This is a genomic window from Acidaminococcus fermentans DSM 20731 (assembly GCF_000025305.1).
Lineage (GTDB): Bacteria > Bacillota > Negativicutes > Acidaminococcales > Acidaminococcaceae > Acidaminococcus > Acidaminococcus fermentans.
This window is the reverse complement of the sequence record NC_013740.1, coordinates 579,071-591,584: the sequence shown is the minus strand read 5'-3', so window position 1 is coordinate 591,584 and position 12,514 is coordinate 579,071. Positions and strand designations below refer to the sequence as shown.

Below are 12,514 nucleotides of genomic sequence, written 5' to 3'. Positions count from 1 at the left end.
CGAGGAAACAGGGAGAGTTCTGAGGGAAAAAATCATTTCCAGTAATCCAGATTGGAATCGTCCAGACCGATATCGGAAGCCTTGAACACCGGGTTTTCCACCCCGGCATCCAGCTGCCGGCCGTAGTCATCCATAACGGCGATGGCCGTCCCGTTCAGGGCCAGGATGGAAGGGATGTTGATCAGGCACATGAAGGCCATGCAGATATCCGCTACAGCCCAGGCGTTGTCCATGGACATGCCGGCCCCTACAAAGATCACCAGCACCGCCACCAGACGGAAAATCTTCATAAAGCCCGCGCTGGGGGTCTTTTTCCCGTTCAGGTAAGCCAGGCAGTTGTCCACATAGAACAGGTTCCCGATCAGGGTGGTGAAGGCGAACAGCACCATAGCCACCGTGATCATGATGGGTCCGAAGGCTCCGAAATCCGTCTGGGTAGCAGCCTGCACATAGGGGGCCCCGGCCATAGCCTTGGTAGGCGTCACACCGGAGAACATGCACATGAGGGCGGTAGCCGTGCAAAGCACCGTATCGATGAACACGGACAGCATCTGCACCAGCCCCTGCTGAGCCGGATGGGAAACATCCGCTGCAGCCGCCGCATTGGGAGCGGACCCGACACCGGCTTCGTTGGAATACAGACCCCGCTTGATGCCGTACATCATGCAGGAACCGCTGATGCCGCCCAAGATTTTCTGGAAATCAAAGGCATCGGCGAATACGGCGGACAGGACGGAGGGGATCATCCCGATGTGCATCACGATGATCACCAGGGACAGCAGCACGTACAGCACCCCCATGAAAGGTACCAGTACTTCCGTGATCCGCAGGATCCGTTTGCCCCCGCCCATGAGGCAGTAGCCCACCAGCACGGCCAGGACGGCGCCGATGATCCAGGAGGTGACTCCTTTCACGTAGAACCCGTACACACTGAAGGTGGACTGGAGGTTGTAGGAAGCCAGGGCATTGAACCCGCCGGCATAGGTAATGATCAGGAAGAAGGCAAAGGCCCCGGCCAGCAGTTTGTTGTGCAGGGCATTTTCAATGTAGTAAGCCGGCCCGCCGTAGCTGTCCCCATTGGCATCCCGGCGTTTGTACACCTGAGCCAGGGTGCTTTCGATGAAAGCCGTTGCGCCCCCGATGATGGCAATGGCCCACATCCAGAACACGGAGCCGAAGCCCCCCAGACACAGAGCGGTGGAAATCCCGATAATGTTCCCGGTACCCACCCGGGAAGCGGTGGAAACCATCAGGGCCTGGAACGAAGAAACGGAACCTTCCTTGCTGGGTTTCTGCATGACCACGCGGATGCATTCCCGGAACCAGCGGAACTGGATCAGACGGGTGCGGACGGTGAAGAAGAGACCGGCCGCCAGCAAGACGATGATCAGGATGGGATAATACAGTACGTCGTCCATGGTGGTGAGTAGTTGTGACATTGACATTTGTCCTCCCTTTCATGGCTTTTTCCCTATCCTCATCAGGAAAAAGCAGAATATTATACTTATTATTATACACTATTTTAAAATCAATTTTGCAAATTGATTTTAAAACAGGATATACCGTAGGGGCCGTATGGACGGCAGCGCCTTTCTTTACAATTTCCTCAACTGATACACGTCCGGCCGGCGGTTGTCCAGGGTGAAGGTGCTCTGACGGACTTTGGTCACATAATCCAGGTCGATTTCCGCGGTGATGACCCCTGGTTTGTCCGAGGCCCTGGCGATCACCGTGCCCCAGGGATCCACCATCAGGGAATTCCCGTAGGCGGTGAACCGGGGCTTCTTCCCCATCTGGTTGGGGGCGATCACGTAACATTCGTTTTCAATGGCCCGGGCCCGGAGCAGCACTTCCCAGTGGTCCTTTCCCGTATTCACGGTGAAATTGGCCGGCACGGCAAAGAGCTTCGCCCCTTCCAGGGCCATGATCCGGAACATCTCCCCGAACCGGATGTCGTAGCAGATGCCAAGGCCCACTTTCCCCAGGTCCGTTTCCGCCACAGTCAGTTTCTTCCCTGGGCACACCCGGTCGCTTTCCCGGCTGGTAACCCCGTTGGGCAGTACCACATCAAAAGGATGGAGCTTGGCGTATTTGGCAGCCAGTGTTCCGTCCGGACAGATCAAAAAAGTGGTGTTAAAGGGACGGGCCGGATCTTCCGGATTGCTTTCATAGATGCTTCCGGCTTCCAGCCACAGATCCAGCTCACGGGCCAGGCCGGACAGCCGCTGGAAAGTAGGTCCCCCGGGGATGGCTTCCGCTTCCTGAGCCATATCCCGGCCGATGTAGTTCATGGATTCCGGCAGTACCACCAGCCGGGCTCCCCGGGCGGCAGCTTCCCGGATATACCTTTCCGCAGCGGCCAGGTTGGCCATTTTGTCATCCTGGGAATCCATCTGGACAGCAGCAGCAATGAATTTGGTCATGTGGTTCTCCTTTCAGCGGGGCGCCGGACCTGCGCCCCTATGGCATCGGTGTTGACAGGCAGGGAAGCCGGCTGGCGCCCCCTGTATATCCGCCCTTTTCAAGGGCGGGGGACCAGCCGCAAGGCTGGTTGCGGGTTCGTCACTCTTCACTCAATATGATAATACTCCCGGTACCAGCGGGCGAATTTTCCCAGTCCTTCCGCAATGGATGTGCTGGGCCTGAATCCGAAATCCTTTTCCAGTTCGCTCACATCCGCATAGGTCTGGTACACATCCCCGGGCTGCATGGGCATGTATTCCTTTTCCGCCGTTTTCCCCAGGGCCTTTTCCAGGGTTTCGATGAAGGTCATGAGTTTTTCCGGATGGTTGTTGCCGATGTTGTAGATCTTGTACCGGTCCCCTTCTCCATTGGGTTTGGGCGGGCAGCATAGCATATTCTGGATACCGGTGACAATGTCGTCCACATAGGTGAAATCCCGGTACATATCCCCCTGGTTGAAGATGGTAATGGGTTCCCCCTTCATGATTTTGTTGGTAAACTTGAAATAGGCCATATCCGGCCGTCCGAAAGGTCCGTACACGGTAAAGAACCGGAGACCGGTGGACGGGATCCCGTACAGGTGGCAGTAGGTGTAGGCCATCAGTTCGTCGGATTTCTTGGTGGCCGCATAGAGGCTGATGGGATGATCCACATTGTCCGTGGTGGCAAAAGGAGTCTTCTTCTGGTTGCCGTACACGGAAGAACTGGAAGCAAAGAGCAGATGCTCCGGCTGGTAATGACGGCAGGCTTCCAGGATGTTGAAGAACCCGATGATGTTGGAATCGATGTATTCCCGGGGATGGTCGATGCTGTACCGGACCCCGGCCTGAGCCGCCAGGTTCACCACAATATCCGGCCGGAATTCTTCGAAAATCCGGTTCACCGTTTCCCCGTCCGCCAGGTCTCCCTGGGTGAAGGAAAAGGCCGGATACAGTTCCAGCCGGGCCAGCCGGTCTTTTTTCAGCTGCACGTCATAATAGGCGTTCATATTGTCCAGGCCGGCCACCTGCACCCCCAGGGACAGCAGCCGTTTGGCCAGGTGATAGCCGATGAATCCGGCCGCTCCGGTAATGAGGATTTTCTTGTTGGTGTCAAAAGATTCCATAACCGCTCCTTAGTCCCGGTCAAACAGATCCCGGGTATAGACTTTTTCCTTCACGTCTGCCAGGTCCTGGGACCAGCGGTTGGCCACGATCAGGTCGCATTCCTTTTTGAACCGGTCCAGATCCCGGCATACGGGGGACCGGAAAAATTCCGGTTCCTGCAGGGTGGGTTCATAGACCACCACCGGGATGCCCTTGGCCTTGATCCGTTTCATCACGCCCTGGATGGCGGAAGAACGGAAATTGTCCGACGCGCTTTTCATGGTCAGCCGGTAGATACCCACGGTTTTGGGCTTCCGGGCCAGGATCTCATCAGCGATGTGGTCCTTCCGGGTCCGGTTGGCCGCCACAATGGCGGAAATCAGATTCTGGGGCACGTCCTGGTAATTGGCCAGCAGCTGTTTGGTGTCCTTGGGCAGGCAGTATCCACCGTATCCAAAAGAAGGGTTATTGTAGAAATCCCCGATCCGGGGATCCAGGCAGACCCCCCGGATAATCTGGAACGTGGACAGTCCCCGCATTTCCGCATAGGAATCCAGTTCGTTGAAATAGGCCACCCGCAGAGCCAGATAGGTGTTGGCAAACAGCTTGATGGCTTCCGCTTCCGTGGAACCGGTGAACAGCTGAGGAATATCCTCCTTTTCCGCCCCTTCCGCCAAAAGAGCCGCAAATTCCCGGGCCCGGGGAGAATCTTCCCCCACCACAATCCGGGTCGGATGGAGATTGTCATACAGGGCCTTCCCTTCCCGGAGAAATTCCGGAGAGAAAAGGATATTGTCCGTGTGGTAGCGCTCCCGGATTTCTTCCGTATACCCCACCGGTACCGTGGATTTGATCACCATCACTGCTGCCGGGTTGATGGCCAGCACTTCCTCGATGACCTTTTCCACAGAAGAGGTGTCAAAGAAGTTCTTCTGGGGATCATAGTTGGTGGGGGTGGAAATGATGATATAGGAAGCTCCTGCAAAGGCGTCCCGGGGATCCAGGGTAGCCCGGAACCGGATGTCCGTCCGTTTCAGGAACTGGGAAATATCCGCATCCACCAGAGGGGACCGGCCTTCGTTGAGCATTTTTACTTTTTCCGGCACAATGTCCAGCGCCACCACTTCCTGGTGCTGGGCCAGCAGGAGCCCGTTGGAAAGGCCCACATAGCCAGTGCCTGCAATCGCGATTTTCATAAAAAAGGCTCCTTTCCTGCAATAAGATTATTATACCATAAAAAAAGGGGCTGTTGCGTGTGCAACAGCCCCCCGTCAACGGTCAGCTGTCAGGCTTTATCTCCCCAGCACCTCCGGATGCCGTACCAGATACCCGGTGAGATCCATCCATGCTTCCCGTTCTTCTGTGTAGGGTTTGGGTCCCTCTTTCAGGTCTTCCGGGCCGTACTGCCGTCCCAGGGGCTGGTAGAAATCCTGGCTGTAGCTGCCGTAGGCATCCTTCCGCAGCCAGTGATAGGGCGACACCACATGGTCGATGGGTTCCAGCAGGGACGGATACAGGGAATAATAGGTGAATCCCGCCGGAGCGATCAGTTCGAAGATGGTGGGCGCAATGTTCATATGGCCGCCGATGGTGTTGTCCGCCAGGCTGTGGGCATCCAGTTCCCGGTGGTTCACCAGCAGCACCGGGCTGTGCCGTTCCCGCAGATTGCAGTCCCGTCCCATCAGGGAAGTCTTGCCCAGTACCGGGCTCATATCGATGGAATGGTCCCCGGTGAGGATGAACAGGCTGTCCGGATAGGCCTGGCGCATGGTTTTGATGAATTTTCCCAGGGCCTGGTCCGAGAACCAGAAGGTTCCCAGGTTTTTCTGGATTTCCTTGTTCCGCCGGATATCCCGGGGCGCCTCCGGCATCACTTTTTCCGGATCATAGCCATAGTCTGCCAGAGGGATCTTGAAAGGACCATGGTAACTGGTGGTATACAGGAAATGGAACTGGTAGGGCCCGTTGGCCTCCTCCTGCTGCTGGATCAGTTCCGCCGCCTTTTCCAGGAACACATTGTCATAGATCCCCACCCAGGTCTTGGGCGCATCCTTTCCGCAGAAATCCGTGGCGGTCATCACCTGGTCGAACCCGCAGGCGGGAGCAAACTGGTTGAAGTTCCCGTAGGTCACATTGCCGCCGTACCAGTAGGTGGAATGGTATCCCAGTTTTTTCAGCTGACGGGGCAGGGCCGTGGGCAGGTTGTTCCGCCAGAAGCTTTCCTTTTCGTTCAGTTCCAGTCCCGCATCGAAGATACCGCTCATCAGGCTCACAATGGACGGACGGGAAATGATACCGGCAGAAAGGGCACTGGTAAGGGACGCCGTATGGGGGTCCTCCATCAGCTGCCGTCCCCCGGATACCAGATTCAGACAGGCAAACTGGGGATCGAAGAACTGCTGGAGATAGGTTTCTCCCACAAAAAGGAATATATGGGTGGGTTTGGTGATCCGGGCTCCCTGGGCCGTCCGTCTGAACCCATAGGCCGGGTTGGGCAGGTCCTTGATGGGCATCTTCTCCGTGAGGAAAGGCTGGATGGCCTGCAGATCCTGGGCATCGGTATGTTCATAGGCCGGATTCAGCTTGTGTTTCATCACCTGTTCCAGGGCCACCAGATCGTCCACGGTAGCCTTGGCAAAGAAAATGTCCTTTTTCACCACACTGGGGATGGTATCCCATTCCGGCTTGTCGTCATGCCAGAAGGTTCCCCCGTACCGGAACCAGTAAAAGGCTGCGATGGATCCCAGGAAAATCAGCCCATTGTACACATACTGGAGCACCGGGCTGAAAAAGATCAGGTACTGGAAACTGGGCAGCTGGAGCAGTTTGCGGATACAGAAGCCGCAGAGGCCCAGATAGGGCAGAATTCCTGCCAGGATCCAGGCACCATGGTCCTGGTGGAAGAAAATATCCACCAGATTGTGCTTTTCCGCTTTGGCCCCCAGCTTCATGGTCTGGTTGTAGATATCGTGGAAGTGCTTGTAGAACAGCATTTTCCCGGCAAAAGCCAGGTACAGCACCAGACTGTAGGTAAGTCCTCCGGCCAGCCGCAGCAGATCACCCCGGCGGTACCAGGAAGGGAAAAAGGCCCCGGGCAGGGACAGGACCACCAGCGGGATCAGGAACACATAGGCGTTGAAATCCATCCCCCACCAGAATCCGTACCGGAAACAGTGCCAGAGGACTTTCCCTTTTCCCTTCAGACTGCGGTAGGGATTGTAGACCATAATGAAGATCAGACGAAAAACCGCACACAGAATGGGAAAGAACAAAAACAGCTTCGCATTCTGCTGCAGGGATGCGTAGAATAGACTGAACAAAATTATCCTCCTTCTCAATTACTGCCGCTGATAGCGGGTACCCCGGCCTTTCCCCACTTTGAGAACAGCCTTTTTCCCCACCAACCGGTTCAGCAGGCGGATGACTTTGGTTTTTTCAAACCCGGTAGCCTGTTCGATTTCCTGACGGCTCAACAGCCCGTTTTCCGGAAATACGGCACAGACCTGCTGTTCTTCCTGGTCCAAAGGAGGCATGCCATCCACCAAAGGCAGCGTCACCTGGATGATATGCTCTGTCACCTGGAAATCCGGCTTGACCCGGCTTTGGCGATAGGCATAAAGGATTCGCTGGATGCCTGTTCCAAAAGCTTCAATATAACCAAGCCGGTAAAATACATTGGCCAGTTTGGGATTCCGCAGAATGGAAATCTGATGATGGAGATATTCCTCCTGGCTGATTCCTGCAGGAAGCCCTCCCGGAGATGTAATTTCCACCTTGTCCGGATACATGGCCACCCGGATGGCGGTGGGAATATCCCATGTCCGATGAACCAGGGCATTGGCCAGGGCTTCTCTGATGGCCTGACTGGGAATCTTTTCCACCATCCGCCGCTCCACTCCATCAATTTTCTCCACCTGATACTCCCGGGCAATCCGTTCCACAGCCTGGTGGAACAGGGACAATACGGAACATCCCTGGATTTTGATCCGTTCCCGGATTTCATTGATGGACCGGCCAAAGATCATCATGTCCACGCCTGGAAAAGGATTTTGATCCGAAAAAAGTTCCGCCACATGGGTCGATTTTCCTTCTGCCGTATAAAAGCCAAGAGTCTTCAGCACATCCGTATTCACTTGGGAAACACCCAGCTGTTTTTTCATTTCCCGGGCCAGGACAGAAAAAGTCAAGGGAGCAGTACCAGCTGGTAAGTCCTCATAATAACGATGGGAGCCTTCCAGAATCAGACGATTCAGAGCAACACGGTCCACTTCAAGAGAGGCGGAATCACTCCGTCGATACGCTTTGTTTTTGTACAGATATGGTGGATTGTCTCCTTTTTTTACCGTCAGGACAATGGTCTGGTTATCCTCATTGATTTTCAGCATATAATCAGGCTGCGGTGAAATACTGTCATTGATTTTGTTTTCTATATCCAAACATTTTTGCACGGCTTGGGGAATCCCCTTAACCGTACCATCATCTCGGACACCAAAAATGATTTTTCCATCCTGATAATTGGCAAAAGCACTGACGGTCTTCAAAAAGGTGTTGGTCATATCTTCCTTATATTCCAAGGTACTGCTTTCCCGTTCCACAAAATCATCCTCCTTCCTGTTTCGTTTCATTTGCGTTGCACTAATTATAACAACGAATGCAACGTAAATGCAACGTAAATTTTTCGTTGCATTTGCGTTTGCAACGAAAAAAAAGAAGCCGTTGCAGCCAACAGCTCCTTTTTACATTTATAATCCATCAATCAATTTTATTTTTATAATAAATTGACATAATGAATATTCCTGTGATTCCATTTACAGTTTGTATCTAATTTTTAATATTCCATACCAAAATAGACATTCTAACTCTTTGAGATGATTTCCTTTTTTACTATATACTTGAGCCAATTTTTTAAAGCTGTGATAATATATTGGCCTCTTTGGAGGCATAGGATTAGGCATGCTCGGCCACGGTGAAATATCTAAATAATGTCTCCATAATTCGTCATCTTCATCTAGTACAATTTCCCATGGTTTATCTCTTCCCGAATAATGGATTAGGATTCCATCGACACTAAAATCCTTATCCATATGGTGAAATAATGCAGGAATAGGCTGTACATTCCCATCAAGGACAAGGTTCATTAAATCTTGTGTCTGACCTTTAAAACGAGCAGGATCTGCCCCTTGATAGGAAAATACTCGTTCTGTTACCCTCTGTTTAATCCATTCATCAACATTAATCCACATCAGCCCATCTGAAAAATAAACATTTCCCTTCATTTTCAAAAATGCAATTCTTTCGGGCGTATCGTACACTAATGCACCTACCGCTTTATCTTTTAAGTCATAATTGAAAAATACCCTCAAGCTCTTTACGCATACCATATCAGCATCCAGATATAGATAACGATTGGTCACATTTCGTAATACCCATGGCATCACAATTCGAATATATGTAACTCTCGAAAATCGCTTAACTTTGATATGAAAATTTTGGTATATACTCATATCCATTTTATAAAGATATGCGTTACAGCCATATTTTTCAGCGGTTTTCCTAAGATTTTCCTTGTTTTCATCACTACAAGAATCAACAAAAACATGGAAATTAAGTGCAAGATCCTTATTATTCTCACAAATCGAAGTCAATAAAACTCCCGCCGGTTTAAAAAACAAATCATTGACATTGCAGCAAATATGTAAAATATCTTTTTTCTTATTCTCTGCAGTCATATATTCAAAACTATCCTTAGTTAAATACAGTTTGTGCGTTTGAAAATATTCAGTATTATAAGGATTTTCCATAGGACTCAGTTTTCTCCTTTATAAATTTTAATATTCTTTTTACAGAGTAAAACTAGAAAACGAATTTTTCGACTAAAATCCAGCCATTTAAGTATATCATATTTTTGTTTCTTTTTTATGGCAATCACTTGACACCTTGAATCATTAGAACGGATATAATGAAACAACTCCCTTGCTAATTTCCTTTTTAGCTGAACTTTATATTTTTCTGTAACGATTCCATCTTTAGGTAGATCCTTTATTAGGAGGCTAGTACAAATACATATATCCCAAGGTTTTATTTTATGTGCACGAGTAATTCCATCTGGATTCATCCAATAATGATGAAGTACCTTGCTAGTGATCCATATTCGTTTGCATCTAAATAAATATCTACCTGAAACATAGTTATCTTCAGATTGGTGCCCCTCTGGCGAAAGGATTCCATCTACAATGTCTCTTTTATATACTGCATTCCACACAACTTTACAAAGAAATTCATGAAAGTATAGGTCCAAGCAAGTATTATTTTCATAAACTCGATTTGCATATTGTTTTGATGGGGTTTTGAGTCGGTGAAAAGAACCATCCGTTTCATCAATTGAACAGCGAGCCACATCGAGATTATTTTTTTCCATAAGGCCAATTAGTGTTTCATACATGTCGGGTTCAATCCAGTCATCACTATCTAAAAAGGCAATGTACTCCCCTCTAGCTTCGATTAAGCCTCTATTTCTTGCGCCACTAAGACCTTTATTTGACTGATGAATAACCTCTATTCTAAAGTCCTTTTTCGCATAGTAATCACAGATTATCCCAGAATTATCCGGAGAACCATCATCTACCAAAATAATTTGCAAATTCCTGTATGTTTGTTTTAAAAGAGATTGAATACAACGATCCAGAAATTTTTCCACTTTATAAACTGGAACTATCACAGAAAGTAGTTTTTGCGCCATATTTATCCTTTCAAAATTATAGAACCTGTTTATTCAAAAACAAATCTAATGCATATCACAAGCATCTTGTTTTAATGAAATTAAAACAGCTTCTAAAAACCACATAATTCTTACTCCCGAAGTTAAGTCAAGTGTGTATTCAATTTGCCCAAAAAAAACAACATATCCTAAAAAGCTTATGCAGGCCATTAAATCATAGGGATTTTTATTTTTCTTCCAGTTGATAAAACTTCTGCTTACAAAGTAAACAGTGAAATATAAAAGGCCCAAAAGTCCTATAATACCAGTCTCTGCCAATATATGAAAGTAATTACTATGAGCGTGCGGCAATTTCTGTGTATCTTCTGGAGTCCAATATTGAGTGCCATATACTTTACCCCATCTGCCAAGACCAATACCAGTCAACGGATGATCTTTTACCATTTGGATACAGGATTTCCAAGCAACAATCCGGTCCCCATTGGATCGGTCAGTGGTGGTATTGGCAATAGATTCAAATCGTTTCAAATATTTGGGAGAAGAAACCATAAATACACCGGAAGCCAGGAAAAACACGGCTATCACAGCCAGCGCTTTTTTGGAATGTTTGATATAATTCCATGCGGACACAGGTACCAGGATCATATTGGACAGCCAGGCCCCCCGGCTTTTATTGCAGAACAGCCCTATCCAGTTGCAGATCAGCGTAACTCTCGCCACATTTTTCAGCCGTTTTTCGAAACTTGAATCTAAAATAATGATGAATGTAATGGGCAGCATCATGCACATGATGCTGGCAATCCCCAGCTGACTGCCCCCCAGCCCCCATCCTCTGTCATTGTTTCCCAAATGGAACAGGACCTGGATCAGTGTCAAAAAACAATCTACACCGAAAACAGCCATATAAGCCGTCAGCATATTGATCAGATAATCTCGTTTCTTAATAAATACAACTATGGGTAAAAAAACTACAAACCGCCATACCCACATCTGCAGGAACTCATGGACTCCTTTTGAAACATTACCTCCAAAAATAACCGAGGGCAAGGTGCAGAGGACAAAAATGAGATAGGCTTTCAAATACCCCTTCAATTCAGGAGAAAGATGGATTTGCTTACGGTTGTAATAATACAGGATCAATCCAAACAGCAAAACCAATCCATTCAGCACTTCTCCCAGTGCCATAGAAATCCGGGTCATACAGGCCATCCCTGCAGCACAAATTGCCAATGCCTTGATTATTTTCTGCTGTGTTGCCTCTGACATTTCTTAACTCCCCCAACTTCCTTAAAACAGTTTCTTCCACAATTCTGCCAGCTTCAACCGCCACTCCTGACGGGTAAAGGATTTCCCCTTCATATCCTTTCCCGGTTGGGGCATCTTGGCCCCGGCAAAAGCGGTCCTGGCCAGATAGGTATAGTATTTTTCATTGAAATGGCCCTTGGGTGGAAATTCCCAGGGTTTGTACCGGCCTGCCCAATGGAACACCGCCGGCCGCTCCAGGGCTTCCAGGGCCAGGTTCCGCCAGCGGGATTTTTTCAGCACCTTCACCGGCAGGGTGAACACCGGCGGAATCACATTCCACCGGAGGGGCAGGGGCTGCCAGTTGTCCTGGAATACTTTGTTCAGCCCGTCCTGGTCGTGGTGGCGGAAGTTCCCCTCTTCCACACACCGGATCACCTGGTCCCCGTACTGCTTTTCCCGCCAGGCTTCCAGTTCCATGACCATGACCCCGGAATTGAAATACAGTTTTCCCTCTTGGATTCCCAGGGTCTCTTCCTTCTGCCGGCGCATCCGGGAAGAAGCCAGGATGCCAAGGTCAGGCACGGCTCCCACCGGTTTCCCCTGAAGATCCATTTCCCACAGTTCCTGGATATCATCCAGCACCACCAGGTCCGTATCCAGATAGATCACACGGTGCACCGCCTGGGGTACCAGCTCCGGGATCAGCAGCCGCAAATAGGCGGCCCGGTTCACATGCCCGCTGGTATGGGCCTGGATTTCTTTCCCGGCTGTGGGGATGAAGGTAATGGACCCTTGCAGACCGGTCACCGTTGCGGCAATGCCTGCCTGTTTCTCTTCGCTGATGCCGTCGTCAAAATAGTAAAAATGGATGGGCCGTTCCCCCCGGTGGTTGGCCAGGATGGAGGCACAGGCCACCGCCCCGTGCTGGGCGTAATTGTCATCAGAAGCCAGGACAATGGAAATCTCGTCCATTTCTGTCACCTCTTTTGCTGTTTGATGGGTC

General features: G+C 50.0%; 10 protein-coding genes. All 10 read right to left on the bottom strand.

What is annotated here, in order from left to right:
- Positions 1-32 precede the first annotated feature (32 nt).
- Positions 33-1,439, bottom strand: a complete 1,407-nt coding sequence (locus ACFER_RS02650; RefSeq protein ID WP_012937895.1) for an alanine/glycine:cation symporter family protein — start codon at positions 1,437-1,439, stop codon at positions 33-35.
- 156 nt (positions 1,440-1,595) lie between these two features.
- Positions 1,596-2,423 (bottom strand): carbon-nitrogen hydrolase family protein, encoded by an 828-nt coding sequence (locus ACFER_RS02645; protein ID WP_012937894.1) that lies wholly within the window; start codon positions 2,421-2,423, stop codon positions 1,596-1,598.
- Positions 2,424-2,569: 146 nt separating this feature from the next.
- Positions 2,570-3,568 carry an NAD-dependent epimerase gene (locus tag ACFER_RS02640; protein WP_012937893.1) on the bottom strand — a complete coding sequence of 333 codons (999 nt, stop codon included), beginning with the start codon at positions 3,566-3,568 and terminating at the stop codon, positions 2,570-2,572.
- A gap of 9 nt (positions 3,569-3,577) precedes the next feature.
- Positions 3,578-4,744: a nucleotide sugar dehydrogenase gene (locus tag ACFER_RS02635; protein ID WP_012937892.1), complete on the bottom strand. Its 1,167-nt coding sequence runs from the start codon at positions 4,742-4,744 to the stop codon at positions 3,578-3,580.
- 96 nt (positions 4,745-4,840) lie between these two features.
- Entirely contained in the window at positions 4,841-6,868 is a 2,028-nt protein-coding gene (locus ACFER_RS02630; RefSeq protein WP_012937891.1) for an LTA synthase family protein, read from the bottom strand.
- Between the two features lie 18 nt (positions 6,869-6,886).
- Complete coding sequence (locus ACFER_RS02625) at positions 6,887-8,173, bottom strand: ATP-binding protein (RefSeq protein ID WP_049763431.1); 1,287 nt, start codon at positions 8,171-8,173, stop codon at positions 6,887-6,889.
- Between the two features lie 183 nt (positions 8,174-8,356).
- The gene (locus tag ACFER_RS02620; protein WP_012937889.1) at positions 8,357-9,349 is read right to left on the bottom strand and encodes a glycosyltransferase family 8 protein; all 993 of its coding nucleotides are present in this window, start codon (positions 9,347-9,349) and stop codon (positions 8,357-8,359) included.
- Between the two features lie 5 nt (positions 9,350-9,354).
- Complete coding sequence (locus tag ACFER_RS10950) at positions 9,355-10,287, bottom strand: glycosyltransferase (RefSeq protein ID WP_012937888.1); 933 nt, start codon at positions 10,285-10,287, stop codon at positions 9,355-9,357.
- A gap of 45 nt (positions 10,288-10,332) precedes the next feature.
- Positions 10,333-11,532: an O-antigen ligase family protein gene (locus ACFER_RS02615; RefSeq protein ID WP_012937887.1), complete on the bottom strand. Its 1,200-nt coding sequence runs from the start codon at positions 11,530-11,532 to the stop codon at positions 10,333-10,335.
- 21 nt (positions 11,533-11,553) lie between these two features.
- Entirely contained in the window at positions 11,554-12,483 is a 930-nt protein-coding gene (locus ACFER_RS02610; RefSeq protein WP_012937886.1) for a glycosyltransferase family 8 protein, read from the bottom strand.
- Positions 12,484-12,514: the final 31 nt, after the last annotated feature.